Origin of the sequence: Variovorax sp. Root318D1 (assembly GCF_001424835.1) — a bacterium.
Lineage (GTDB): Bacteria > Pseudomonadota > Gammaproteobacteria > Burkholderiales > Burkholderiaceae_C > Variovorax.
In genome coordinates this window covers 193,010-217,865 of record NZ_LMCQ01000003.1, presented here as the reverse complement: position 1 = coordinate 217,865, position 24,856 = coordinate 193,010, and the positions used below count along the sequence as shown (strand labels likewise).

The following is a 24,856-nucleotide window of genomic DNA, read 5'->3' as shown; positions in this document are numbered from 1 at the left end:
GCCCGCCTTTCCGTGGACGCCCGCCTGATCGCTGAACAGATTCCGAGCCTGCGCCGCTATGCGCGCGCACTCACGGGCGACGCATGGGCGGCCGACGACCTGGTGCAGGACACGCTCGAGCGGGCCTGCGGCAAGTGGCGGCTCTGGCGGGTAGGCAGCGATCTGCGCGCGTGGCTGTTCACCGTCATGCACAACATCTTCGCGAGCCAGCGGCGGCGCATGCCATCGCCCCACAGCGTCGTGCCGCTGGACGACGTGGCGCATGAGCTGCACGGTGCCGTCGATGCGGGCCGAGACCTCGGCAGCGGCCTCGATCTGCAGCGCTGCCTGATGCAATTGCCCGAGGAGCAGCGTGCCGTGCTGCTGCTGGTGGCGCTCGAAGACCTTTCCTATGCCGAGGTGGCGAAGGTGCTCGGCATACCCGCCGGTACCGTGATGTCGCGCCTGTCACGTGCCCGCGCCCGGCTGCACGAGTTGATGGATGGCGCCACCGCGCCAAGCCGCCCCGGCCTGCGGCGCCTGAAGTGAAAAACATGAACCGCCCTGCCCCGCCCCCTACCGACGACGAGCTGCATGCCTTCGTCGATGGCCAGCTGGCACCGGACCTCAACTCCGAGGTCGAAGAAGCCATGGCGCACGACCCGGCCATCGCCGAACGTGTCGCGGCCTGGCGCAGCCAGCGGGACGCCTTGCGCCAGCTGCACGGCGAACTGCTCGGTGAACCCGTTCCTGCCCACTTGATAAGCGCACTCGATCGCATCGAGCCGCGGCACGCTCGGCAAGGCCGATGGATCCGATGGGGCGGCATGGCGGCCAGCGTGCTGGTCGCCTTTGCCGCAGGATGGTTCGGCAATGCCCAATGGTCGATGCAGCGCGCTGGGCCAGCCCAACTGGCCAAGGCACCCGCGATGCGCGAGTTCGTGCACGACGCGTCGGTGGCGCACGCCGTCTACGCACCCGAGAAAAGACACCCGGTCGAAGTGGCCGCCTCGGAGCAACAGCACCTCGTGCAGTGGCTGTCGAAGCGGCTCGACAAGCCGCTCAAGGTGCCCGACCTGGCATCGATGGGCTACACGCTCGTCGGCGGCCGACTGCTGCCGGGAGAAAGCGGCGCGCGCGCCCAGTTCATGTTCGAGGACGCGGCGGGCGAGCGCGTGACGCTCTACATCGGCACGCTCGACAGCCGAACAGCCGCCGGTACGACCGCATCGCGCGAAACAGCGTTCCGCTTTGCCTCCGAAGGGCCGGTGCCCAGCTTCTATTGGGTGGACCAGGGCTTCGGCTATGCGGTTGCAGGCAAGCTACCGCGAGACGTTTTGCTCAAACTGGCGACGCTCGCCTACCGGGATTTGTCTTGAGCCCGGCATAAACTGCCGACTCGCGCAACCAAACCAACTGGCTCGATTTCGCGATTTATCAACTGAAGGAGAAACTGCATGAAATTGCTCAGCGCCTCGATCCTCGCGGCGGCACTGCTCGCCGGCTGCGGCGGCATGTCCAACAAGACCGCCAGCGCACCCGACGCGCCTACCCGCACCGCCGACGGCGTACTCGTCGGACCGAATGGCATGACGCTCTATACCTTCGGCCGCGATACGGCCGGTGCGGGCACCTCCGCCTGCAACGCCCAGTGCGCCGCCAACTGGCCGCCGCTGCCTGTGGCCGAAACCGCCAAGCCCATGGGCGGCTACACCATCATCGTGCGCGAAGACGGCAAGAAGCAGTGGGCCTACAAGGGCGCTCCGCTCTACTACTGGACGAAGGACAGCAAGCCCGGCGACAAGACGGGCGACGGCGTGCTGAACGGCGCCTGGAAAGTCGCGCGTCCCTGATTGCGCGTCTCTTGAATGCGAAAAGGCCCCGGCAAATGTCGGGGCCTTTTTCTTTTAGCACCTGGATGCGCTAATGCGCGCTGGGAAGCGCGTCATCTGCCACCGTGGCGCGGCGTCCGCGCATGGCGAGCAGCTCGTTGAATACCAGCGCGCCGATCACCAGCACACCGCCGGTCAGCACGCTCACCGCAGGTTCTTCGCCCGCGCCGAGCCACGCCAGTGCAATACCGAAGATCACTTCGAGCAGCGCAAGCAACGCGACCTCGGGCGCCTTCAGCACCCGGGCGCAAAGCACTGACAGCACGCACGGAATCGCAAGCTGGAACACGCCAAGGAAAGCCAGCAGGCCAAGGTCGTGCGCAGTCGCCTTGAACGGCAGGGAAAACGGCAAGGTGGCCAGCGTGCTGAGCGCGGCGCCAATGAGCACCGCGGGAACCAGATCGATGTCGCGCCCCTTGGCCTGCGCATGCTGAACCACCGTCCAGTTGGTGGCGCCCGCGAGCGGCACGCAAAGCGCCACCAGCGTTCCGAGCAGCGATCCGCCCGCCGTATCGCCGCCCTGCATCAGTTGCGTGCCGTACATCCAGGCGATGCCCAGCCCGGCCACCACGATGGCAAGCCAGGTTCGCGCGGGCAGCCGGTGACCGATGAAGATTCGCGCGGCCAGCGCGGTAAGCAACGGCCCGAGCGACATTGTGACCAGCACGCTGGCCGTCGAGGCCAGCGTGAGCGCCACCATGAAGGCCGTGAACATCACGGTCCAGCAGACCCCCGAGATCCAGAGCTCGCGCCCGCCGCTGCGGATTTGCGAAAACACCGCACGGCCCCGCCAAAGCGGCAAGATCACCAGCAGCGCCAGCATCGTGAAGAGGCTGCGCCAGAAGGTGATCTCGAAACTGTGCGCCTGTGCGAGGTGCCGCGTGACGACGCCCGCCGTGGCCCACATCAGGGTCACGGCGACCATCAGCCACACGGCTCCTCCGTGCGTCAGGCGCAGCATCGGTCGATGTCGGCGATCAGCTCGCCGTTTCGCGGCTGGCGCGCTTGCGGTCGCTTTCCTTCAGGAAACGCTTGCGCAGGCGCACGCTCTTGGGCGTGATTTCGACCAGTTCGTCGTCCTCGATGAATTCCACGCCGTATTCCAGCGTGAGGTCGATCGGGGGCGTGATCTTGATCGCATCTTCCTTGCCGCTCACGCGGAAGTTGGTCAGCTGCTTCGTACGCGTGGCGTTCACCACGAGGTCGTTGTCGCGGCTGTGGATACCGACGATCATGCCTTCGTACACCGGATCGTTGGCCTTCACGAACATGCGGCCGCGGTCGTCCAGCTTGCCCAGGGCGTAGGTGAAGATTTCACCATCGTCCATCGAGATCAGCACGCCGTTCTTGCGGCTGCCGATGTCGCCCTTGTGCGCCTCGTAGCTGTCGAAGATGTTGCTGATGAGGCCCGAGCCGCGCGTCAGGTTCAGGAACTCGTTGGTGAAGCCGATCAGGCCGCGCGCCGGAATGCGGTACTCGAGGCGAACACGGCCGCGGCCGTCCGGTTCCATGTTGACCAGCTCGCCCTTGCGCTCGCCCAGTGCCTGCATCACGCCGCCCTGGTGCTGCTCTTCGATGTCGGCCGTCACCAGCTCGATGGGCTCGTGCTTCTCGCCGTTCACGGTGCGGAACACCACGCGCGGCTTCGACACTGCCATTTCGTAGCCTTCGCGGCGCATGTTTTCCAAGAGGATGGTCAGGTGCAGTTCACCGCGGCCCATCACTTCGAAGATACCTTCTTCGTCGGTTTCGTTCACGCGCAGCGCAACGTTGTGCTGCAGTTCCTTCTGCAGGCGGTCCCAGATTTGGCGGCTGGTGACGAACTTGCCTTCGCGTCCGGCCAGCGGGCTGGTGTTCACGCAGAAGTTCATGGTCAGGGTCGGCTCGTCGACCTTGAGCATGGGCAGCGGCGCGGGCTTGTCCTTGTCGGTCACGGTGACGCCGATGCCGATGTCGGTGATGCCGTTGATCAGCACGATTTCGCCGGGGCCGGCTTCAATCGATTGCACGCGGTCCAGGCCTTGGAAGGTCAGCACCTGGTTGACGCGGCCCTTGACGGTCTTGCCGTCCGGACCTTCCATGACCAGCACGTCGGTCATGGGCCGGAGCGTGCCCTGGCTGATGCGGCCCACGCCGATGCGGCCGACGAAGGTCGAGAAGTCGAGCGCGGAAATCTGCAGCTGCAGCGGCGCGTTCGGGTCACCCTTTTGCGACGGAACGTGCTTCAAGATGGTGTTGAACAGGGCCGACATGTCGGGGCCCCACTGCTCGCCTGCAGCGCCTTCTTCCAGCGACGACCAGCCGTTGATGCCAGAGGCATACACCACGGGGAAGTCGAGCTGTTCGTCGGTGGCACCGAGCTTGTCGAACAGGTCGAAGGCGGCGTTCACCACCTTGTCGGGGTTCGCGCCCGGCTTGTCGACCTTGTTCACGACCAGGATTGGCTTGAGGCCGAGGGCCAGTGCCTTCTTGGTCACGAAGCGCGTCTGCGGCATCGGGCCTTCCTGCGCGTCGATCAGCAGCACCACGCCGTCGACCATGGACAGCGCGCGTTCCACTTCACCGCCGAAGTCCGCGTGGCCGGGGGTGTCGACGATGTTGATGTGCGTGCCTTCCCAGGTCACGGCGCAGTTCTTGGCCAGGATCGTGATGCCACGTTCCTTTTCAATGGCGTTGTTGTCCATCACCGTGTCGACGACTTTTTCGTGCTCGGCGAAGGTGCCCGACTGGCGCAGCAATTGGTCGACCATCGTGGTCTTGCCATGGTCCACGTGGGCAATGATGGCGATATTGCGGATTTGCTTGGTACTCATGGTGTCGCTTCGGTCTGTTGTGCGTTCAAAAGAATTTGCTGGATTTCGATGGGGTTCAGCAAGCGCCCCGGTATCAATTCGTTGGCAGCGACATGCGCCGTGCCGAGGAAGGCAGGAGGCGTTTCGCCGAACACCGCCACGTGGTCGGCATCGGGCCAGGTGCCGCGGCGGCGCAAACCGGACAGAAAGCGCCCCGCATCTTCGCTGCCCAGCATGACGATCGTATGGCCCTCGACCAAGGATTCGGCAGGCAACAATTGGGCCAACCGCTCTTCCTCGCCCATGGCTTCGAGCGCCTCGAGCGTGATGCACTGCGCCACGCCGAAACCGCCGGTGGCCGTACGGCGCAGCGACGTAAGATGGGCGCCGCAGCCCAGTGCCTCGCCGATGTCTTCGCCCAGCGTACGGATGTAGGTTCCCTTGCTCACGGAAGCCACTATTTTTATCGCATTGCCCGCCGATTCGGCTGCTGCCTGTGTGATCTTCAATGCATGAATGACCACGTCGCGCGGCGCTCGCTCGATCTCGATGCCTTCGCGGGCGTACTCGTACAGCGCCTTGCCGTCTTTCTTGAGTGCGCTGTGCATCGGCGGCACCTGCCGGATCGGGCCGGTGAATTGCGCCTCGACGCGGGCCAGGTCTTCAGGCGTGACGTGCACCGGACGCTCGGCGATCACCTCGCCCTCGGCATCGCCGGTGGCGGTCTTGATGCCCAGGCGGGCCGTGGCCTCGTAGGTCTTGTCGGCATCGAGATGCAGCTGGCTGAACTTGGTGGCCGCGCCAAAGCACAGCGGCAGCACGCCGGTGGCCAGCGGATCGAGCGTGCCGGTGTGGCCCGCTTTTTCCGCGCGCAGCAACCACTTGGCCTTCTGCAAGGCCTGGTTGCTGGAGAGTCCCAGCGGTTTGTCAAGCAACAACACCCCATGCACAGGGCGCCGCTGCACCCTTGTGCGTGGCGCATTCATCGCTAGTCGTCTTTCGAACGCGAAGCGACGGCCTGCGCGATGAGCGCATTCATGTCGGCCGCACGCTCGGTGGTGCGGTCGAACAGGAAGTGCAGCGTTGGCACGGTGTGGATGTGGAGACGCTTGAACAGGCCATTGCGGAGGAACCCCGCGGCCTGGTTCAGCGCTTCGGTGGTCTCGGCCACGTCGCCCGTGAGCATGCTGAAGTACACCTTCGCATGCGCATAGTCGGGCGTGACCTCGACCGCCTGGATCGTGACCATGCCCACGCGCGGGTCCTTCAACTCGCGCGCGATCAGCTCCGTCAGATCCCGCTGGATCTGGTCGGCAACCTTGAACGCGCGGTTGGGGGCGGCGGCTTTTCTTTTCGGCATGGTCTCTCTCGCGTCGAACGCTTACAGCGTCCGGGCGATTTCCTTGATCTCGAAGAATTCCAACTGATCACCTTCTTTGATGTCGTTGTAGTTCTTGAGCTTGATACCGCACTCGAAGCCTTCGCGCACTTCGCGAACATCGTCCTTCATGCGCTTGATCGAGTCGACTTCGCCGGTGTAGATCACCACGTTGTCGCGCAGCAGGCGGAAATGCGCCGTGCGGTTGACCGAGCCCGAGGTAATGTACGAACCTGCGACCGTACCGATCTTGGAAGCCACGAACACCGTGCGGATTTCGGCCGAGCCGATGATTTCCTCGCGGCGCTCCGGTGCCAGCATGCCCGACATCGCGACCTTGATCTCGTCCACGGCGTCGTAAATGATGCTGTAGTAGTTCAGCTGTACGCCATTGCCTTCGGCCAACTTGCGCGCACCGGAATCGGCGCGCACGTTGAAGCCGATCACGATCGCCTTCGAGGCGATGGCAAGGTTGATGTCGCTTTCGCTGATGCCGCCGACGCCGGCGTACACCATCTGCACCTTGACCTCTTCGGTCGCCAGCTTGAGCAGCGACTGGGCCAGCGCTTCCTGCGAGCCCTGCACGTCGGCCTTGATGATGATCCGCAGCGTCTGCACTTCGCCGGCCGAGAGGTCGGTGAACATGTTCTGCAGATTCGCGGCTTGCAGCTTCGCCAGCTTGGTGTTGCGGAACTTGCCGGCACGGTAGGTGGCGATTTCGCGCGCACGGCGCTCGTCGGCCATCACCATGAACTCGTCGCCCGCTTGCGGCACTTCGGTCAGGCCCTGGATCTCGACCGGAATCGACGGACCCGCGGACTTGATGGCCTTGCCGTCTTCGTCGAGCATGGCACGCACGCGGCCATAGGTCGAACCTGCCAGCACCACGTCGCCGGTCTTGAGCGTGCCGGACTGCACCAGCACGGTCGCAACCGGGCCACGACCCTTGTCGAGCTGCGCTTCGATGACCAGGCCCTTGGCGGCGGCATCCACCGGCGCCTTGAGTTCCAGCACTTCGGCCTGCAGCAGCACCTGCTCGAGCAGTTCGTCGATGCCCTGGCCCGTTTTGGCGGACACCGGCACGAACGGCACGTCGCCGCCGTACTCTTCGGGCACGACCTCTTCGGTCACCAGTTCTTGCTTCACGCGGTCCGGGCTGGCATCGGGCTTGTCGATCTTGTTGATCGCGACCACGATCGGCACACCGGCAGCCTTCGCGTGCTTGATGGCTTCCTTGGTCTGGGGCATGACGCCGTCGTCGGCCGCCACCACGAGGATGACGATGTCGGTGGCCTGCGCACCGCGGGCACGCATGGCCGTGAAGGCCTCGTGACCCGGGGTGTCGAGGAACGACACCATGCCGCGTTCGGTCTGCACATGGTAGGCACCGATGTGCTGCGTGATGCCGCCGGCTTCGCCCGCGGCCACCTTGGCGCGGCGGATGTAGTCCAGCAGCGAGGTCTTGCCGTGGTCGACGTGGCCCATGACGGTCACGACCGGTGCGCGCGGCAGGGCTTCGGCGGTTTGCGCCGACACGTCCTCGTCGGTGAAGGCTTCGGGGTCGTCCAGCGCGGCAACGACCGCGTTGTGGCCCATTTCCTCCACCAGGATCATGGCGGTGTCCTGGTCCAGCGACTGGTTGATGGTCGCCATCTGGCCCAGCTTCATGAGCTGCTTGATGACTTCCTGCGCCTTGACGGCCATCTTGTGCGCGAGCTCGGCCACCGTGATGGTTTCGGGCACGTGCACTTCGAGAATGCGCGCCTCGACCGGTGCGGCCTGCACATGCTCTTCATGGCCTCCACGGTCATTGCTGCCACGGCGGCCGCGCGGGCCTCCGCGCCAGTTGCCGCGGCCAACACCACCGCTGGCATCGCCGCGGGTCTTGATTTCTTTCTTCTTGGCCGGATCGCCAGCCCAACTCGACGAGAGTTTGGCCGACTTGACTTCCTTGCCGGCACCTGCAGCGCCAGGGGCTGCGGCAGCACCTGGTGCGGCTGGCGCGCCGGGGCGCGCGGCCGGGGTGGCTGGCTTGTGCAGCGTTCCCTTGACCGCGGCCTTTTCGGGCTGCGGCTTCTCGGGCGCCTTGTGCGGCACCAGCACGCGGGCCGGTGCATTCATCATGGCGCGAATGGCTTCGGCTTCGGCGAGTGCCTTGCGGCGACGCTCGTCGAGGTCCTTGGCGCGGGCGGCTTCTTCGTCGGCACGGGCCTTCGATTCGGCGGCGGCCTTGGCCTTCGCGTCTTCCTTGGCTTGCGTGGCGGCGGTTTGCGCAGCCAGCTTGGTGTCAGCGGCTTGCTGTTCGGCGGCGGCTGCTGCGGCTGCGGCAGGCGCGGCAACTGGCTTGGCGGTTTCCTTCGGGGGCGCGGCAGCGGCTTCGGCAGCGGCCTTCTTCTCGGCGGCGATGCGTGCGGCTTCCTGCTCTGCCTGTTCGGCGCGCTCGGCCTTTTCAGCCTGCTCGCGTTCGCGCGCTTCGGCTTCTTCGCGCAGGCGGCGCTTCTCAACCAGTTCTTCTTCCTGGCGGCGGATCAACTCGGCCTGGCGGCGCGCTTCTTCCTCGCGGCGGGCCAGTTCAGCTTCGTCGACGCGGGGTGCGGCGGGAGCCGCGGGCGCTTCGGCCACCGGTTGTTGTGCTTCGGGCACGGCCGGGTGGCCGTCGTCGCGCTGGATGAAGGTGCGCTTCTTGCGCACCTCGACCTGGATGGTGCGGGCGCGGCCGGTGGCATCGGCCTGCTTGATCTCGCTGGTCGACTTTTTCGTCAGCGTGATCTTCTTGCGCTCGGGCTCGGCGGTGCCGTGGCTGGCTTTGAGAAAGCCGAGCAGGCGCTGCTTGTCAGCCTCGGTGAGTGCATCGGTGGGTGCCGCTTTGGGCACGCCTGCGCTCTTGAGCTGGTCAAGCAAGGTTTCGGGAGTCTTCTTGAGCTCGTTCGCGAACTCGGCGACAGTGGTACTGGACATATTGGTTTCGTGCCTCCATGACCATCACTCTTGGCCGGCGAACCAATGTTCGCGGGCTTTCAAGATGAGGGCTTTGGCGTCATCGGCGCTGTGGCCGGTGATCTCGGTGAGTTCATCGACCGCGAGGTCGGCGAGGTCGTCGCGGGTGTGTACACCCGCCTCGGCCAGCTTTGGAATCAGCTCGGGGTCAAGGCCTTCGAGGTCGCGCAGATTCTGCGAGACGGTCTCGACGCCCTCTTCCTTGGCGATTTCCATGGTCAGCAGCGCATCCTTGGCGCGCGTGCGCAGCTCATTGATGGTGTCTTCATCGAAAGCTTCGATCTCCAGCATTTCGGAGATCGGCACATAGGCCACTTCCTCGAGGCTGTTGAAGCCCTCGGAGATCAGGATGTCGGCGATTTCCTCGTCGACGTCGAGCTTTTCCATGAACAGCTTGCGGCTGGCGTCGGTTTCGACGGCCTGCTTCTGCGCAGATTCGTTGGCGTCCATGATGTTGATCTTCCAACCCGTGAGGTCGGAAGCCAGGCGCACGTTCTGGCCGCCGCGGCCGATGGCGATGGCGAGGTTTTCCTCGTCGACCACCACGTCCATGGCGTGCTTTTCCTCGTCGACCACGATCGACGACACGTTGGCCGGAGCCAGGGCGCCGATCACGAACTGGGCCGGGTCTTCGCTCCACAGCACGATGTCGACGCGCTCGCCGGCGAGCTCGTTGGTGACGGCGTTGACACGGGTGCCGCGCACGCCGACGCAAGTGCCAATCGGGTCGACACGCTTGTCGTGCGAGAGCACGGCGATCTTGGCGCGCGAACCGGGGTCGCGGGCGCAGCTCTTGATTTCGAGCAGGCCTTGTTCGATCTCGGGCACTTCCTGGCGGAACAGCTCGATCATGAACTCGGGGGCCGAGCGCGACAGGATGATCGGCGCGCCGCGCAGCGTCAGGTCGACCTCCATGATCATGGCCCGCACGCGGTCGCCGTTGCGCAGGTTTTCCTTGGCAATCATCTCGCTGCGGCGCAGGCGCCCTTCGACGCGGCCGGCCTCCACGATGATGTCGCCCTTGTCCAGGCGCTTGACGGTGCCCACGAAGATCTTGTCGCCGCGCGACATGAAGTCGTTCAGCAGCATCTCGCGCTCGGCGTCGCGGATCTTCTGCAGGATCACCTGCTTGGCGGCCATGGCGCCGATGCGGCCGATCGGCACCGAGTCCACCGATTCCTCGATGTACTCGTCGACCTCGATGTCGGGCATTTCTTCCTTGGCTTCGAACAGGAGGATTTCCTGGTCGGGCAGCTGCAGGCCGGCCTCATCCGGAACGACGTGCCAGCGGCGGAAGGTTTCGTAGTCGCCGCTGTCGCGGTCCACGGCCACGCGGATGTCCACTTCGCCCGCATAGAGCTTCTTGGTGGCTTGCGCCAGTGCGGATTCGACCGCGCCGAAGACCACGTCGCGCTCGACGTTCTTCTCTCGCGAGATCGCATCCACCAACATCAACATTTCGCGATTCATGCCACCACTCCTCTGTTCAGTCCGGAACATTCGTTCCGTCGTCAATATCCGAAAAACCCGGTTGGGTTTTGGCCCTGCGGCCCTTGAAATCCACAATTGGCGCGAGCCGCGCATCGCGCAGCTCGTCCAGCACGAAGCCGAGCGCCTGCAACTTTGCAGGCGCGCGCTTCTTGCTCACTTTTTGTCCCGGTTTGGGCTCGGGCGCATCGCTCCAGACGATTTGCCAGCCCGGGGCTCCGTCGGCCCCTTCCGCTCTTTCAGCACGCTCCAGCGTGCCGCGAAATTTCTTGCGGTTGGCAGACACCTGCCCCGCCGCCGCGGCACCCATCGGCGCCTTGAGCGTGATGTCGATCACCTCACCGACGAAACGCTCGAAATCCTGCTCATTGCGAAGCGGACGGTCAATACCCGGCGAGGAAACCTCGAGCCGCTTGTAATCGACACCATCGACCTCGAGCGCAAACTGCAGTTGCCGCGTGACCTTTTCGCAATCCTCGACGGTCACGAAGGGCTCGGGAATTCCCGCAGCCACAGCTTCCGAGGTGGGGGCTGTCCAGGGCAAATCAATCGTGACGCGCAGCAATCCCCCGGCCGATCTTTCGATCTCGACCAGGTCGTAGCCGAGTCCGGCCACGGTTTGTTCCACTGTCTGCTGCAATGCCACGTGTTTGAAAATGCCTTGTAAAAATGCCTGTGCGAAATGCTTGTACGCGCCACCCGCCCGCCACGGGTGCCACGCATCGAGAATGCATAGACCAAAAAAAACGGGCGGTTGGTACCCGCCCGTTTGGTCGTGAGCCTCGAATTATATGCTATTCGTGTGAGAAATGAAGGGGCTTTGACGCTCAGTTGCCTGTTATGCGGCGAGATTTCGACCACACCAGCGCAAACAGCGCGGCCCCCAGCGCCAGGGCCGCAGCCGCCACCAGCAGCGGCAACTGGAACGAACCGGTTCGCTGCGCCAGCGGCGCGGCAAAAAGCGGCCCGATGATCTGCCCGACGCCATAGGAAGCCGTGGCGTAGCCGATCAGCCCAGCGGCGGCATTGCCCCGCAGCCGGCGCGCATCCCGCATCGCAAAAAGAGTGATGGCCGTGAACGGCATGCCGAGCAGCAGGCTGCCAAGCGCAAAGCCGGCAATGGTGGGCCACGCCACCGACAGCAATACGCCCAGCGCCTGCAGCGCATACGCCGCCGCCAGCAGCAGCCGGTTGTCCCAATGGAGGGGCGCGCGGGCGCCGATCAGCGCGCCCGGAATGATCGCCAGCCCGAAAAGCGGCCAGAAGAAGTCGGGCCAGGGCGAGCCCGGCAGCGCCTGGCGGGCAATCACGGGCAGGAAGGTCGCCGTGATGATGTAGCCGAAGCCGGCCAGGCCGTAGAGCGCGACCAGCCAGACGGCGTCGCTGCGTGCCGAGGCCGAAGCCGGCGTACCTGCCGCGGCTGCAGGCGTGGCTGCGGAGCCGGCAGCCACTGGCAGCTCGCCGTCGTCGAACACCCGCCAGATCGCCGCCACCAGCACCACCGCCAGCAGCCCGAGACCGATCCACCCGGTTTCTGAACCCCACCGCCCCAGGGCGCCGCCGAGCAGGCCGGTCATGGCAATGCCGATGCCGGGGCCCGTATAGATGACGCCGGCCAACGCCGGGGAGTTGGTTTCGGCCAACCGGCGCAGGCCCCATCCGGACGCGAATACGAAGACCCAGGCACTCATCACGCCGGCTGCCGCGCGCAAGATGCCCCAGCTCGTGAAGCTGTGGAGCACACCCATGCCGACCAGCAGCACAGCCGTTGCGGCCAGCCCGCCGCGCACCATGGTCTTGGCCTTGATGCCGATGGCCGCGCAGCTGACCGCGCCCAGGAAGTAGCCCAGGTAGTTGAGCGACGCCAGCACGCCTCCCGCCTCGAGCTGGAGCTTTCCCTCGTGCAGCATGATCGGCAGCATGGGCGTGAAGGCGAAACGTCCCAACCCCATGGCCACAGCCAAAGTGACCATGCAGGCCAGCGCCGCGCGCCAGGCCCCGCGCCGGCCTTGTCTGATTCCCGACATGGCTCTGAATTCCGTTGTTCTATTCCAGCAGCGCGGCGGCCACCAGTTTTCTTGTGTAGGGGTGCTCTGGCGCATCGAGCACGCGCTCGACGAGGCCGGCTTCGAGGATGGCGCCATCCTTCATCACGATGACCTGGTGCGCCATGGCGCGAATCACTTCGACGTCGTGGGTGATGAGCAGGTAGCTCAGGCCGCGCTCGCGCTGCAGGCGCTGCAGCAGGCCCAACACCTGCTTCTGGATCGTCACGTCGAGCGCACTGGTGGGCTCGTCGAGCACCAGCAGTTGCGGATCGACGATGAGCGCGCGCGCAATCGCAAGTCGCTGGCGCTGCCCGCCCGAAAACTCGTGCGGGTAGCGGTCGAGCAGCGACGGAAACTGCGTCTCGCTCAAACCCACGTCGGCCAGCGCCGCCAGGGCCCTTGCCCGGCGCTGCTCGGTGTCAAGCTCGGGTGCATGAACGCGAAGTCCCTCGCCAACGATTTGCTCGACCGTCATGCGCGGCGAGAGCGAAGAAAACGGGTCCTGGAAAACCACCTGCATGACCCGGCGCAAGGCCAGGTCGGACCCCCGGTCGACCGCCCAGCCCTTGCCATCCACCTTGAGCGCCCCGCGATACTTCAGCAGTCCGAGAGCGGCCAGCGCCAGCGTCGACTTGCCCGACCCGGATTCCCCGACCACGCCCAGCGTTTCACCAGGCGCGATGCGGAAATCGGCGTTCTGCACCGCGATGAATTCGCCCTTGCGGAACCAGCCGGCAACGCCCGGCCGGGACACCGGATAGCTCACCCGCATGCCCGTGGCCTCGAGCAGCGGCCGTGCATCGGCGCCCGCGGCCACGGCGGCGACGTTGCGCTCGGGATGGCTGTCGATCAACTTGCGGGTGTACGCATGTTGTGGCGCTTGGAACACCGTGGCCACCTCGCCCTGCTCGACGATGTGGCCGTCTTCCATCACCGCGACGCGGTCGGCGAACCGGCGCACCAGGTTCAGGTCGTGGGTGATCAGCAACACCGCCATGCCATGCTTGCGCTGCAGGTCGGCCAGCAGATCGAGGATCTGCGCGCGCACGGTCACGTCGAGCGCGGTGGTCGGCTCGTCGGCCAGCAGCAGGCGCGGCTTGCAGGCGAGCGCCATGGCGATCATGGCGCGCTGGCGCTGCCCACCCGAGAGCTGGTGCGGAAACGCCCTCGCCCGCCGCTCCGGCTCGGGAATGCCGGTGTCGGCAAGCAACTGGACGGCGGCGGCTTGCGCGTCGCGTGCCGAGAGCCCTTCGTGCAGTTCGAGCACCTCGGCAATCTGGTCGCCCACGCTGTAGAGCGCGTTGAGCGCGGTCATCGGCTCCTGGAAGATCATTGCGATCTCCTTGCCGCGAATGCCGCGCAGTTCCCGCTCCGGGATCGACAGGAGGTCGCGCCCGTTCGAAGCCTGGGGGTCGAACAGCTTCGCGACACCTGCGAGGTCGGCGTTCTGGGCCAGGCGCAGCAGCGCCAGCGCCGTGACGGTCTTGCCCGAGCCCGACTCGCCCACCAGGGCGAGCTTCTCGCCGGCGGCAATGTGGAAGTCGATGCCATGCACCACCTCCTTGCCGCCGAACGCGACGCGCAGGCCCTTGACGTCCAGCAGCGGCTGATGAGGGGTCGTCATTGCGCTCACTTGTCGGCCTTTCGCGGATCGAGCGCATCGCGCAGCGCGTCTCCCATGAAGGTCAGGAGCATCAGCGTCACGACGAGCACGCCAAAGGTTGACAACGAGATCCACCAGGCATCGATGTTGGCCTTGCCCTGGCTGAGCAGTTCGCCGAGGGACGGCGTACCCGGCGGCACGCCAAGGCCCAGGAAGTCGAGCGACGTCAGCGCCAGGATCGCCGCGCTCATTCGGAAAGGCAGGAAGGTGACGACCGGCACCATGCTGTTGGGCAGGATGTGTCGCCACATGATCTGCAGGTTGCCGACGCCGAGGGCGCGCGCGGCGCGTACGTAGTCCATCTGGCGGTTGCGCAGAAATTCGGCGCGCACGTAGTCCGACAGGCCCATCCATCCGAAAAGGCTCAGCAAGATGAGCAGCAGCGCCACGCTGGGCGAGAAGATCGCGCTGAAGATGATCAGCAGGTAGAGCTCGGGCATGGAGCCCCAGATTTCGATGAAGCGCTGGAATGCGAGGTCGGTCTTGCCGCCGAAGAAGCCCTGCACAGCTCCCGTCACGATGCCCAGCACCACGCCGATGACCGTGAGCGCCAGTGCAAACAGCACGCTTACGCGAAAGCCGTAGATCAACTGCGCCAGAAGGTCGCGGCCGCGGTCGTCGGTGCCAAAGAAGTTGTCGCGCGATGGGGCCGACGGATTCGGCAACTTGGCAAAGTAATTGAGCGTCTGCGGGCCATAGGTGTTCGGCGCATAGATTGCCCAGTTTTCCCCCGCTGTGATCCGCTCGCGGATGAACGGATCGAGGTAGTCGGCCGGTGTCTCAAAGTCGCCGCCGAAGGTCTTTTCGGGGTAGTCGCGCAGCACGGGGAAGTAGGTGTGCCCCTCGTAATGCACGACGAGCGGCTTGTCCGTGGACAGCACTTCCGCAAAAAGGCTGAGGACGACGAGCACCGTGAAGACGACGAGGCTCCAGAACCCGAGCGGATTCCGGCGAAAACGGCGCCAGGCGCGGCGCGCAGGGCTCAGCGAAACGGGCAGCGCGTCAGTCAAATTTCACCCTCGGGTCGACCCAGACGTAGCAGAGATCGGAAATGAGCTTGGTCAAGAGGCCGATCAGCGTGAACAGGTACAGCGTACCGAGCACCACGGGATAGTCGCGCCGGATCACGCTTTCGTAGCTCAGAAGGCCCAGCCCATCGAGCGAGAACAGCGTCTCGATCAGCAGCGACCCTGTGAAGAAGGCGCCGATGAAGGCTGCCGGAAATCCCGTGATGATCGGGATCAGGGCGTTGCGGAAGACGTGTTTCCAGAGCACCTGCCGTTCGGCCAGCCCCTTCGCGCGCGCCGTCAGCACATATTGCTTGCGGATTTCCTCCAGGAAAGAATTCTTCGTGAGCATGGCCGTCACGGCAAAGCTGCCGAGCACCATCGCGGTCACGGGCAATGCAATGTGCCAGAGATAGTCGACGATCTTCGCGCCCCAGCCGAGCGTTTCCCAGTTGGGCGAGGTCAGCCCCCGCAACGGAAACCACTGGAGCTGCCCGCCGAAGATCACGAGCAGCGCCACCCCCAGCACAAAGCCGGGTATCGCATAGCCGACCAGCACGATGAGCGTGGTCACAAAGTCGAAACGCGAACCCGCGCGCACCGCTTTCGCTACGCCGAGCGGCACAGCGATCAGGTAGCTGATGAAGAAGGTCCAGAGGCCCAGGCTGATCGACACCGGCAGCTTTTCCTTGACCAGGTCCCACACCGCCTTGCGCTGGTAGAAGCTCTGGCCCAGGTCGAGCTTCGCGAACGACTTGAGCATTTGCCAGAAGCGCTCGTGCGCCGGCTTGTCGAAGCCGTAGAGTGCCTTGATCTCGGCAATGCGTTCCGGCGGCAGCCCCTGCCGTCCGCGATAGCCGGCTCCGCTGCTCGCTGCGCGCTCGCCACCGGAATCGCGGCCCTGCAGTTGCGACACCATCTGCTCAACGGGTCCGCCGGGCACGAACTGGATGACCACGAAGGTCAGCAGCAGCACGCCGAGCAGCGTGGGCACCATAAGGAGCAGGCGTTTGAGGATGTAGCTGGCCATGGCGTGCGCGATTTTCTATTTGTTCGTGGGCGACGCCCACCAGGTAGTCATCGCCCAAGCGTCGGCCTGGTAATACGGGGGAACGACATCGGGCAGTACGACAGGCCGCGGCCGGTAGCCGACCAGGAAGGCGCTCCCGTAGTACTGCGGGATCGAGTAGTAGCCGTGCGACAGCACGCGATCGAGCGCGCGCACCGCCGTGCGCAGTTCGGACCTGGTTGTGGCGCTGAGCACCTTCTGCACCAGCGCATCGACGGCCGGATCGGCAATGCCCCAGATGTTGGAAGAGCCATGGGTCTCGGCCGCCTTGGACCCGAAGAAGTCGAGCAACTCGCCTCCGGGCGCGGTACTGCCCGACAAGCGCAAGCTGGTCATCTCGAAGTCGAAATTGTCCATGCGCTGCTGCGACAGCGAGAAATCGACGGTGCGAAAGCGCATCTCGATGCCAAGCTTCTGCAGCGCGCTCTGGAACGGCGTGGCAACCCGGATGAGCGAGGGCTGGTCGTTCAGGAACTCGATGGTGAACGGCTCGTTCTTGGCGTTGCGCAGCGCGCCATCGCGGTAGGTCCAGCCCGCCTCGGCCAGCAACGCCCTTGCGCGGCGCAGATTCTCGCGCAGGCTTCCTGGCGGCGCGGTGCTAGGCGAGATCACGGCCGGTCCGAAGACTTCGGGGCGAAGCTTGTCGCGCAGCGGTTCGAGCAGCGCCAGCTCGTCGGGTTTTGGCAAGCCTTCGGCGTGAAACTCGCTGTTGGGGAAATAACCCTGCACGCGCGTGTAGAGCCCGTAGAACAGCTGGCGGTTGAGCCATTCGAAATCCATCGCCAGCCCGATGGCCTGGCGCACCCGCACGTCCTTGAATTTGTCCTTGCGAAGGTTGAATACGTAGCCCTGGAAATCGCCGGGGTTTCGGGTTTCGAAAGCGCGCTTGACGAGCTCGCCGCTCTCGAACTGCTTGCCCTTGTATTGGCGCGCCCAGTTGCGTGAAGTGAATTCGCGCATGAAGTCGAATTCACCCGCCTTGAGCCCCTCGAAGCGGGAGGTGTCGTCCAGGTAGTTCTTGAAGGAGATCCGGTCGAAATTGAACTGTCCCCGGCGCACCGGCAGCTCGGCGCCCCAGTAGCGCGGGTCGCGTACGTAGGTGATGTCGCGGCCCAGCCGGGCGCTCGCGGGCTTGTAGGGGCCGGAGGCAATCGGCACCTCGCTGATGATCTGGTCGAAAGGCTTGCCGCCGCCCCAGGCGCGGCTGAACACCGCCATGCCGCCAACCACCAAAGGCAGCTCCGGATTGGGCCTTGCGAACTCGAAGCGCACCGTGCGTTCGTCGAGTGCGCGCACGCCCTTCACCTCGGCATAGATCGTTCGGAACTGGGGCGCTGCCAGCTTGCTGTTGAGCGTTTCAAAGGAATACACCACGTCAGCAGCCAGCACCGGCGAGCCGTCGTTGAAGCGCGCCTTGGGATTGAGCCGGAATGTGGCGGAAAGCTTGTCGGCTGGCACCTCGACGTCTTCCGCCAGCAGGCCATAGGCTGTGGTCGGCTCCTCCGAATTGCCTGCGAGCAGGCTTTCGAACACCAGGACGCCCTGCCCATAGGGCGCCGTGCCCTTCAAGGTGAATGGGTTGAACTTGTCGAAGTTGGTGGGCCGGGTCGGCGGCACCATCCGGATCTCGCCGCCCTTGGGCGCATTCGGGTTCACGTAACTGAAATGGGTGAAGCCGTGCGGATACTTGACGTCGCCGAACTGCGCATAGGCATGGGCGGCCCATGAAGGAGCCACCCAGAGCATCAGGAGAAAAAGCAGCCAAGCCCGCATGCGAGAATTCTGCCCAAGATTTTCACGAGGCAACTTCATGGGCTTTCTTTCCGGCAAAAAACTGTTGATCACCGGCGTGTTGAGCAATCGCTCCATTGCCTACGGCATTGCCAAGGCGTGTCACGAACAAGGCGCCGAGCTTGCTTTCAGCTACGTCGGCGAGCGATTCAAGGACCGTATCACCGAATTCGCCGCGGACTTCGGCTCCAAGCTTATTTTTGACTGCGACGTGGGCGACGACGCGCAGATCGACAAGCTCTTTGCCGATCTGGCGCAGACCTGGCCCAAGTTCGACGGCTTCGTGCACAGCATCGGGTTCGCGCCGCGCGAGGCGATCTCTGGCGACTTTCTCGAAGGCCTGTCGCGCGAGGGTTTCAAGATTGCGCACGACATCAGCGCCTACAGCTTCCCCGCCATGGCCAAGGCCGCCCTGCCCTACCTCAACGACAAGGCCGCGCTGCTGACGCTGACCTACCTGGGCGCTGAACGCGCACTGCCCAACTACAACACCATGGGCCTGGCCAAGGCTTCGCTCGAAGCTTCGGTGCGCTACACCGCGGCGTCGCTCGGCCCCAAGGGCATGCGTGTCAACGGCATCAGCGCCGGCCCCATCAAGACGCTGGCAGCCAGCGGCATCAAGGGTTTCGGCAAGATGCTGTCCGCCGTGGCCGAGGCCTCGCCGATCCGCCGCAACGTGACCATCGAGGAAGTCGGCAACGTGGCCGCCTTTCTGCTGAGCGACCTTGCCAGCGGCGTGAGCGCCGAGATCACTTACGTGGACGGCGGCTTCAGCAACGTCGTCGCGGGAATGGGCGAATAAGGACTCGTGCCCGGCAACCTACGCCGAACATTGCGTCTTCATCGATCGGCAGCCGCACCTTGCTGACCCGACGTTCCCTCCTGCTTGCCGGGCTCGGCGCGCTGGCGGCCCGTGTGGCCGTCGCGCGCGAGGCCGCGCCGGCACTGATGCTGGCGGAGGTCTACCGCCCAGGCATGTCGCTGGCGGACTATTGGGTCAGCGAAAAATACGACGGGGTGCGCGGCTACTGGGACGGCCAGCAGCTCTGGACGCGCGGCGGCGAGCCGGTGGTTGCGCCCGCCTGGTTCACGGCAAAGTTGCCCAAGCAGCCACTCGATGGCGAGCTGTGGGCCGGCCGGGGTCAGTTTGCGCATGCCGTTTCCACCGTGCGCAGCCAGGCGCCGCACGACACCGCCTGGCACAGCATGCGGTTCATGGTGTTCGATCTGCCGACGCAGGGCGGCGATTTCACGGCGCGGCTCGCGGCCCTGCGCAAGCTGCTCCCGATCACCGACGCGCCGTGGATCGTGCCCGTGCCTCAAGAGCGCGCCACCACGCATCCCGAGTTGCAAGCGCTGCTCGACAAGACCGTGAAGATGGGCGGCGAAGGCCTGATGCTGCACCGGGGCGGTTCGCTCTATCGCGCAGAACGCAACAGCGACCTGCTCAAGGTCAAGCTCCACGACGACGCCGAGGCCCGGGTGGTCGGGCACGTTCCGGGCAAGGGCCGGCACGGTGGCCGGCTGGGTGCGCTGCTGGTCGAAACGCCCGAGGGCAAGCGCTTCAAGCTCGGCACCGGCCTCACCGACGCCGAGCGCGAGAACCCACCCGCCATCGGGAGCTGGGTGACCTACCGCTTCAACGGCACCAACCCCAGTGGTCTGCCGAGGTTTGCCCGCTTCATGCGGGAGCGCATCGACCTGCCCTCTTGAAGCGAAGCGCGCCGGCCGCGCGCTGCCCTGCTTTGTGCCTATTTCTTCGGCGCGGCCACGCAATCGGCGTAGTAGCGCTTCTTGCCGGTTTCATCGATGCGCGCCACAAGCCCGTGGATGTCGGTCTCGAAGCCCGGGCACTGCAGGTTGAACTCACGCGAGAACCTGAGGTAATCGACGATCTTCTTGTTGAACACTTCGCCGGGAATCAGCAGCGGAATGCCCGGCGGGTACGGCGTGATCAGGCTGGTGGTGATGCGCCCTTCTAGCTCGTCGATTTCCACGCGCTCGGTCTTGCGGTGCGCGATGTGGGCGAAGGCATCGCTGGGCTTCATGGCCGGCGTGAGATCGCTCAGGTACATCTCGGTGGTGAGGCGCGCCACGTCGTAGCGCGCATACAGCTGGTGGATGTGCTGGCACAGGTCGCGCAGGCCCAGGCGCTCGTAGCCGGGGTGCTGCTGGCAGAACTCGGGCAGGATGCGCCACATCGGCTGGTTGCGCGCGTAGTCGTCCTTGAACTGCTGCAACGCCGTGAGCAGCGTGTTCCAGCGGCCCTTGGTGATACCGATGGTGAACATGATGAAGAAGCTGTAGAGCCCGGTCTTCTCCACGATCACGCCGTGCTCGGCGAGGAACTTGGTCACCACGCTGGCAGGAATGCCCGTCTCGGCAAAGTTGCCCTCGAGGTCGAGGCCGGGGGTCACGATGGTCGACTTGATCGGGTCGAGCATGTTGAAGCCGTCGGCCAGTTCGCCGAAGCCGTGCCAGTTGCGCGGCGACTTCTTGCTCTTGCTCGGCTTGCCGTTCTTCTCGCCCGTCATGATCCAGTCTTCGGCGCGGCCGATGCCTTCGTCGACGAGCTTCTCGGGGCCCCAGACCTTGAACCACCACTCGTCCTTGCCAAACTCGTCCTCCACCTTGCGCATGGCGCGGCGGAAGTCGAGCGCTTCGAGGATGCTCTCCTCCACCAGCGCGGTGCCGCCGGGTGGCTCCATCATGGCGGCGGCCACGTCGCAGCTCGCGATGATCGCGTACTGCGGGCTCGTGGACGAGTGCATCAGGTAGGCCTCGTTGAACAGGTCACGGTCGAGCGCACGGTTCTGCGAGTCCTGCACCAGCACGTGGCTGGCCTGGCTGATGCCGGCCAAGAGCTTGTGGGTCGACTGGGTCGCGAACACCAGCGACTCCTTCGGCCGAACGCGGCGCTTGCCCATGGCGTGGTAGGCGCCGTAGAACGGATGGAAGGCCGCGTGCGGCAGCCACGCTTCATCGAAGTGCAGCGTGTCGACATAGCCGTCGAGCATGTTCTTGATGGTCTCGGTGTTGTAGATCACGCCGTCGTAGGTCGACTGCGTGAGCGTCATCACACGTGGCTTGACCTTGTTCGGGTCCACGTCGGCGAGCAGCGGGTTGGCCTTGATCTTGGCCTTGATCGCGCTCTGCTCGAACTCGCTCTTCGGAATCGGGCCGATGATGCCGAAGTGGTTGCGCGTGGGCTTCATGAACACCGGAATCGCGCCGGTCATGATGATCGCGTGCAGGATCGACTTGTGGCAGTTGCGGTCGACCACCACCACGTCGTCCGGCGCCACGGTGTGGTGCCACACCATCTTGTTGCTGGTGCTGGTGCCGTTGGTCACGAAGAAGCAATGGTCCGCGTTGAAGATGCGCGCCGCGTTGCGCTCGCTGGCCGCCACCGGGCCGGTGTGGTCCAGCAGCTGACCGAGCTCTTCCACCGCATTGCAGACGTCGGCACGCAGCATGTTCTCGCCAAAGAACTGGTGGAACATCTGGCCCACCGGGCTCTTCAGGAACGCCACGCCGCCCGAGTGGCCCGGGCAGTGCCACGAGTACGAGCCGTCTTCTGCGTAGTCGATCAGCGCCTTGAAGAAAGGCGGCTGCACACCCTCCAGGTAGCTCTTGGCCTCGCGGATGATGTGGCGCGCCACGAACTCGGGCGTGTCCTCGAACATGTGGATGAAGCCGTGCAGCTCGCGCAGGATGTCGTTCGGGATATGGCGCGAGGTCTTGGTTTCGCCGTAGATGTAGATCGGCACGTCGGCGTTCTTGCGGCGCACCTCGCCGATGAAGCTGCGCAAACTGAGCACCGCGGGATCCAGGTCGGGGCCCACGGTAAATTCCTCGTCGTCGATCGACAGGATGAAGGCGCTGGCACGGCTTTGTTGCTGCGCAAACTGGCTCAAGTCCCCATAGCTCGTGACGCCCAGCACCTCGAAGCCCTCGCTTTCGAAGGCCTGCGCAAGCGCGCGAATACCAAGGCCCGAGGTGTTTTCGGAGCGGAAATCCTCGTCGATGATGACGATGGGGAAGCGAAATTTCATGAGCGGGGTCCCGGACAGGCAATGAGGCGCGAAGTGTACGGAATTCGGATGAAGGATTCCGTGACCTTTTGACTCAGAATGTCGGGCGTCCATCAAAGAGGAGAAGACATGGCGAATTCCACCATCTGGTGGCTGATAGCGGGGGCTGCCATCGTGCTCGAGTTGCTCTCGGGGACGGTTTACCTGTTGCTGCTGGCCACGGGCTTCGCAGCGGCAGCGGTGGCGGCGCACCTCGGCGCGGGCACCGTCGCGCAATTGGTCGTGGCGGCCGTGGTCGGCGTGGGTGCGGTGCTTGCCTGGTACGTGGTGCATGGCCGGCGGCCGGCTGCGCCACCCACCGGGTCGAATCGCGACATCAACCTGGACATCGGCGAACTCATTCATATCGAAGCGTGGAATCCCGACGGTACGGCCACGGTGCGCTATCGGGGCGCCCAGTGGACAGTCGTGCCACGCCCCGGCCACTCCCCGGTCACCGGCGAGCACCGCGTGGTCGAGGTCATTGGCAGCCGCCTCGTGGTCGAGAAAACCTAATCAGAACTCAAAAGGAAAAAACATCATGGAATTTTCAGTTCCCATCATCATTCTGGTGATCGCGATCATCGTCATCAGCCAGTCGGTCAAGTTCGTGCCGCAGCAGAACGCCTGGGTGCGCGAGCGCCTGGGCAAATACCACAGCACCATGACGCCGGGGCCCAACTTCCTGATCCCCTTCATCGACAAGGTCGCCTACAAGCACAGCCTGAAGGAAATTCCGCTCGACGTGCCGAGCCAGATCTGCATCACGCGCGACAACACCCAGCTGCAGGTCGACGGCATCCTGTACTTCCAGGTGACCGATCCGATGCGCGCGAGCTACGGCTCGTCGAACTACATCGTGGCCGTGACGCAGCTGGCTCAAACGTCGCTGCGCAGCGTGATCGGCAAGCTCGAGCTCGACAAGACCTTCGAGGAGCGCGACGTCATCAACGCCCAGGTGGTTGCGGCCATCGACGAGGCGGCTCTCAACTGGGGCGTGAAGGTGCTGCGCTACGAAATCAAGGACCTGACCCCGCCCAAGGAAATCCTGCTGGCCATGCAGGCGCAGATCACCGCCGAGCGCGGCAAGCGCGCGCTCATCGCGGCCTCCGAAGGCCGTCGCCAGGAGCAGATCAACATCGCCACCGGCGAGCGCGAAGCCTTCATCGCTCGCTCCGAGGGTGAGAAGCAGGCCCAGATCAACAACGCCCAGGGCGAGGCGGCCGCCATCACCGCCGTAGCCACCGCCACGGCCGACGCCATCGAGCGTGTGGCGGCAGCCATCCGCCAGCCCGGCGGCGAACAGGCCGTGCAGCTCAAGGTGGCCGAACGCGCGGTCGACGCCTATGGCAAGGTCGCGGCCGATTCCAAAACCACCCTGATCGTCCCCAGCAACATGTCTGAAACGGCCGCGCTCATCGCCTCGGCCATGCGCATGGTCCAGGCCGGCAAGCCATCGAATCCGGCCTGAGCGACTGCTACAATCGAAGGCTCAGGAGCGGTGGATGAGCGGTTTAAGTCGCACGCCTGGAAAGCGTGTGAGGGTTAATAGCCCTCCGCGGGTTCGAATCCCGCCTGCTCCGCCAGAGAATTGATTGTTCGCAACCGTTCGCGAGCATGAGAGTCAGAACAAGAAGCCCAGGTTGCCTCCAGCATCCTGGGCTTTTTTATTGCGCGTTGCGCCCTTGCAACGCGCTCCTGGCTGCCCGCCAACCTCAACTGGCGGTACGATCCAAAGTCTTACTTTCACGCCTGCAAAAGGAGCCCGGATGGCCGGACAACCACAACCTACCCCGACTGGCGATACGTCGCTCGAACAGACATTGGAGAAGACCGAAGCGGTTGCCGCCGATGTGCAGCGGGCGTCGGACAACCTGGCGGTCGTGAGCACGGTCCTCGAACAGGAGCTGCCCGAGGAAATCCAGGTGGGCGACGTGGCCCAGGCCATCGAGCACACAAGCCAACTCGAGGAAAAGCTGGCCAAGTCGGCCGAGACGCTGGCTGAGGTGAACGCCGCCTTGAGCGAGGAAATCGAGAAGCGCCTTGAGATCACGGCCCAGCGCGACGAAAGCCAGGCGCAGGCCGAAGAGCTCAAGGCAAGGATCCGTTCCAACGCTTCGGACTGATCGTCTCCACGGTCTTTCCAGTCGAACGGAACGCTCCGTATCCCTTCTCCTACGCTGCGCACGCATCCGGCACGCTACGCTATTGGTTCTCAAAGCGAAACCACGGCATGGCCCTCATCACGTTCCTCGTCGAGGACAACAAGACCATCAGGGACAACCTGGTCCCGGCTCTCGAAGATCTGGTCAATGGCCACGTCGTCGGCTTCGCCGAAACCGAGTCAGCCGCGCTCGCCTGGCTCGCTTCACACCCCCATGACTGGCAGTTGCTCATCGTCGACCTGTTCCTGAAGGAAGGGTCCGGCCTGGGTGTGCTCTCTGGCTGCAAGACACGCGGCCCAGGCCAGCGCGTTGTCGTGCTGAGCAACTACGTGACGGCCGACATCCGGGCGCGCTGCGAGGCCCTGGGCGCCGACGCGGTCTTCGACAAGTCGCGCGATCTCGACGCTTTCATCGAATATTGCAACACCGACCGGCCCTCGGGCTTTGCCGGGTTGAACTGACGACGGTTGCCGCCAGCCAAAGAAAAAGGGCCCGAAGGCCCTTTTTCTTTTTG

22 protein-coding genes and 1 tRNA gene are annotated in these 24,856 nt (G+C 64.7%); 10 read left to right on the top strand and 13 right to left on the bottom strand.

Going from position 1 to position 24,856, the window contains the following annotated elements; translation table 11 throughout:
- Window positions 1-12: 12 nt before the first annotated feature.
- The 3 genes from ASC78_RS04680 to ASC78_RS04670 all read left to right on the top strand — a co-directional run bounded on the left by ASC78_RS04680 (window position 13) and on the right by ASC78_RS04670 (window position 1,832).
- The gene (locus ASC78_RS04680) at window positions 13-528 is read left to right on the top strand and encodes a sigma-70 family RNA polymerase sigma factor (protein ID WP_055797081.1); all 516 of its coding nucleotides are present in this window, start codon (window positions 13-15) and stop codon (window positions 526-528) included.
- A 5-nt stretch (window positions 529-533) separates the two neighbouring features.
- Entirely contained in the window at window positions 534-1,358 is an 825-nt protein-coding gene (locus ASC78_RS04675) for an anti-sigma factor family protein (protein WP_055797078.1), read from the top strand.
- A gap of 78 nt (window positions 1,359-1,436) precedes the next feature.
- Entirely contained in the window at window positions 1,437-1,832 is a 396-nt protein-coding gene (locus ASC78_RS04670; RefSeq protein WP_055797076.1) for a COG4315 family predicted lipoprotein, read from the top strand.
- 70 nt (window positions 1,833-1,902) lie between these two features.
- Here ASC78_RS04670 and ASC78_RS04665 read toward each other — a convergent pair whose 3' ends face one another.
- From ASC78_RS04665 to ASC78_RS04610, 12 genes are all read right to left on the bottom strand, one after another.
- Window positions 1,903-2,832, bottom strand: coding sequence for a DMT family transporter (locus ASC78_RS04665; protein WP_200934261.1), 930 nt, complete (start codon window positions 2,830-2,832; stop codon window positions 1,903-1,905).
- A 16-nt stretch (window positions 2,833-2,848) separates the two neighbouring features.
- Window positions 2,849-4,684, bottom strand: a complete 1,836-nt coding sequence (gene typA / locus ASC78_RS04660) for a translational GTPase TypA (RefSeq protein ID WP_055797073.1) — start codon at window positions 4,682-4,684, stop codon at window positions 2,849-2,851.
- Entirely contained in the window at window positions 4,681-5,649 is a 969-nt protein-coding gene (gene truB / locus ASC78_RS04655) for a tRNA pseudouridine(55) synthase TruB (RefSeq protein WP_055797070.1), read from the bottom strand. The genes typA and truB overlap by 4 nt, the downstream gene beginning before the upstream one ends.
- 2 nt (window positions 5,650-5,651) lie before the next feature.
- A complete protein-coding gene (gene rbfA, locus ASC78_RS04650; protein ID WP_028258724.1) occupies window positions 5,652-6,023 on the bottom strand; it encodes a 30S ribosome-binding factor RbfA in 372 nt (123 codons plus the stop codon).
- A gap of 21 nt (window positions 6,024-6,044) precedes the next feature.
- Window positions 6,045-8,999 carry a translation initiation factor IF-2 gene (infB, locus tag ASC78_RS04645; RefSeq protein WP_055797068.1) on the bottom strand — a complete coding sequence of 985 codons (2,955 nt, stop codon included), beginning with the start codon at window positions 8,997-8,999 and terminating at the stop codon, window positions 6,045-6,047.
- 24 nt (window positions 9,000-9,023) lie between these two features.
- Window positions 9,024-10,508: a transcription termination factor NusA gene (gene nusA, locus ASC78_RS04640; RefSeq protein WP_055797065.1), complete on the bottom strand. Its 1,485-nt coding sequence runs from the start codon at window positions 10,506-10,508 to the stop codon at window positions 9,024-9,026.
- 16 nt (window positions 10,509-10,524) lie between these two features.
- Complete coding sequence (gene rimP / locus ASC78_RS04635) at window positions 10,525-11,172, bottom strand: ribosome maturation factor RimP (RefSeq protein WP_055797063.1); 648 nt, start codon at window positions 11,170-11,172, stop codon at window positions 10,525-10,527.
- A gap of 181 nt (window positions 11,173-11,353) precedes the next feature.
- Window positions 11,354-12,553 carry a YbfB/YjiJ family MFS transporter gene (locus ASC78_RS04630; protein WP_055797060.1) on the bottom strand — a complete coding sequence of 400 codons (1,200 nt, stop codon included), beginning with the start codon at window positions 12,551-12,553 and terminating at the stop codon, window positions 11,354-11,356.
- A gap of 19 nt (window positions 12,554-12,572) precedes the next feature.
- Entirely contained in the window at window positions 12,573-14,198 is a 1,626-nt protein-coding gene (locus ASC78_RS04625; RefSeq protein ID WP_055797058.1) for an ABC transporter ATP-binding protein, read from the bottom strand.
- 5 nt (window positions 14,199-14,203) lie between these two features.
- Window positions 14,204-15,247, bottom strand: coding sequence for an ABC transporter permease (locus ASC78_RS04620; RefSeq protein WP_235504985.1), 1,044 nt, complete (start codon window positions 15,245-15,247; stop codon window positions 14,204-14,206).
- Entirely contained in the window at window positions 15,240-16,274 is a 1,035-nt protein-coding gene (locus ASC78_RS04615) for a microcin C ABC transporter permease YejB (protein WP_055797055.1), read from the bottom strand. The genes ASC78_RS04620 and ASC78_RS04615 overlap by 8 nt, the downstream gene beginning before the upstream one ends.
- A 15-nt stretch (window positions 16,275-16,289) precedes the next feature.
- Window positions 16,290-18,086 carry an extracellular solute-binding protein gene (locus tag ASC78_RS04610; RefSeq protein ID WP_055797053.1) on the bottom strand — a complete coding sequence of 599 codons (1,797 nt, stop codon included), beginning with the start codon at window positions 18,084-18,086 and terminating at the stop codon, window positions 16,290-16,292.
- A gap of 37 nt (window positions 18,087-18,123) precedes the next feature.
- Here ASC78_RS04610 and fabI point away from each other — a divergent pair, with 37 nt between their 5' ends.
- Together fabI and ASC78_RS04600 are read left to right on the top strand one after the other, a co-directional pair.
- Window positions 18,124-18,906, top strand: a complete 783-nt coding sequence (gene fabI, locus ASC78_RS04605; protein ID WP_055797050.1) for an enoyl-ACP reductase FabI — start codon at window positions 18,124-18,126, stop codon at window positions 18,904-18,906.
- 59 nt (window positions 18,907-18,965) lie between these two features.
- Window positions 18,966-19,817, top strand: a complete 852-nt coding sequence (locus ASC78_RS04600) for a DNA ligase (RefSeq protein ID WP_055797048.1) — start codon at window positions 18,966-18,968, stop codon at window positions 19,815-19,817.
- 38 nt (window positions 19,818-19,855) lie between these two features.
- On the opposite strand, the gene ASC78_RS04595 is transcribed toward ASC78_RS04600, so the two are convergent.
- Window positions 19,856-22,159 (bottom strand): arginine/lysine/ornithine decarboxylase, encoded by a 2,304-nt coding sequence (locus ASC78_RS04595; RefSeq protein ID WP_055797046.1) that lies wholly within the window; start codon window positions 22,157-22,159, stop codon window positions 19,856-19,858.
- Window positions 22,160-22,267: 108 nt separating this feature from the next.
- Between ASC78_RS04595 and ASC78_RS04590 the strand changes: the two genes are divergently transcribed.
- From ASC78_RS04590 to ASC78_RS04570, 5 genes are all read left to right on the top strand, one after another.
- Window positions 22,268-22,693: an NfeD family protein gene (locus tag ASC78_RS04590; RefSeq protein ID WP_055797042.1), complete on the top strand. Its 426-nt coding sequence runs from the start codon at window positions 22,268-22,270 to the stop codon at window positions 22,691-22,693.
- Window positions 22,694-22,718: 25 nt separating this feature from the next.
- A complete protein-coding gene (locus tag ASC78_RS04585) occupies window positions 22,719-23,648 on the top strand; it encodes an SPFH domain-containing protein (protein WP_055797039.1) in 930 nt (309 codons plus the stop codon).
- 24 nt (window positions 23,649-23,672) lie between these two features.
- Window positions 23,673-23,763, top strand: a tRNA-Ser gene (locus tag ASC78_RS04580).
- A gap of 183 nt (window positions 23,764-23,946) precedes the next feature.
- A complete protein-coding gene (locus tag ASC78_RS04575; RefSeq protein WP_055797037.1) occupies window positions 23,947-24,303 on the top strand; it encodes a hypothetical protein in 357 nt (118 codons plus the stop codon).
- 107 nt (window positions 24,304-24,410) lie between these two features.
- Complete coding sequence (locus ASC78_RS04570; RefSeq protein ID WP_055797035.1) at window positions 24,411-24,803, top strand: response regulator; 393 nt, start codon at window positions 24,411-24,413, stop codon at window positions 24,801-24,803.
- Window positions 24,804-24,856: the final 53 nt, after the last annotated feature.

Bases quoted from the DNA above. Each gene is read 5' to 3' on its own strand.
- ASC78_RS04675 (WP_055797078.1), top strand. From the start codon at position 534: ATGAACCGCCCTGCCCCGCCCCCTACCGACGACGAGCTGCATGCCTTC.
- ASC78_RS04665 (WP_200934261.1), bottom strand. From the start codon at position 2,832: ATGCTGCGCCTGACGCACGGAGGAGCCGTGTGGCTGATGGTCGCCGTG.
- ASC78_RS04575 (WP_055797037.1), top strand. From the start codon at position 23,947: ATGGCCGGACAACCACAACCTACCCCGACTGGCGATACGTCGCTCGAA.
- ASC78_RS04670 (WP_055797076.1), top strand. From the start codon at position 1,437: ATGAAATTGCTCAGCGCCTCGATCCTCGCGGCGGCACTGCTCGCCGGC.
- ASC78_RS04610 (WP_055797053.1), bottom strand. From the start codon at position 18,086: ATGCGGGCTTGGCTGCTTTTTCTCCTGATGCTCTGGGTGGCTCCTTCA.
- rbfA (WP_028258724.1), bottom strand. From the start codon at position 6,023: ATGCCGAAAAGAAAAGCCGCCGCCCCCAACCGCGCGTTCAAGGTTGCC.
- ASC78_RS04570 (WP_055797035.1), top strand. From the start codon at position 24,411: ATGGCCCTCATCACGTTCCTCGTCGAGGACAACAAGACCATCAGGGAC.
- ASC78_RS04615 (WP_055797055.1), bottom strand. From the start codon at position 16,274: ATGGCCAGCTACATCCTCAAACGCCTGCTCCTTATGGTGCCCACGCTG.
- truB (WP_055797070.1), bottom strand. From the start codon at position 5,649: ATGAATGCGCCACGCACAAGGGTGCAGCGGCGCCCTGTGCATGGGGTG.
- ASC78_RS04625 (WP_055797058.1), bottom strand. From the start codon at position 14,198: ATGACGACCCCTCATCAGCCGCTGCTGGACGTCAAGGGCCTGCGCGTC.
- ASC78_RS04585 (WP_055797039.1), top strand. From the start codon at position 22,719: ATGGAATTTTCAGTTCCCATCATCATTCTGGTGATCGCGATCATCGTC.
- ASC78_RS04590 (WP_055797042.1), top strand. From the start codon at position 22,268: ATGGCGAATTCCACCATCTGGTGGCTGATAGCGGGGGCTGCCATCGTG.
- nusA (WP_055797065.1), bottom strand. From the start codon at position 10,508: ATGAATCGCGAAATGTTGATGTTGGTGGATGCGATCTCGCGAGAGAAG.
- ASC78_RS04630 (WP_055797060.1), bottom strand. From the start codon at position 12,553: ATGTCGGGAATCAGACAAGGCCGGCGCGGGGCCTGGCGCGCGGCGCTG.
- ASC78_RS04595 (WP_055797046.1), bottom strand. From the start codon at position 22,159: ATGAAATTTCGCTTCCCCATCGTCATCATCGACGAGGATTTCCGCTCC.
- fabI (WP_055797050.1), top strand. From the start codon at position 18,124: ATGGGCTTTCTTTCCGGCAAAAAACTGTTGATCACCGGCGTGTTGAGC.
- typA (WP_055797073.1), bottom strand. From the start codon at position 4,684: ATGAGTACCAAGCAAATCCGCAATATCGCCATCATTGCCCACGTGGAC.
- infB (WP_055797068.1), bottom strand. From the start codon at position 8,999: ATGTCCAGTACCACTGTCGCCGAGTTCGCGAACGAGCTCAAGAAGACT.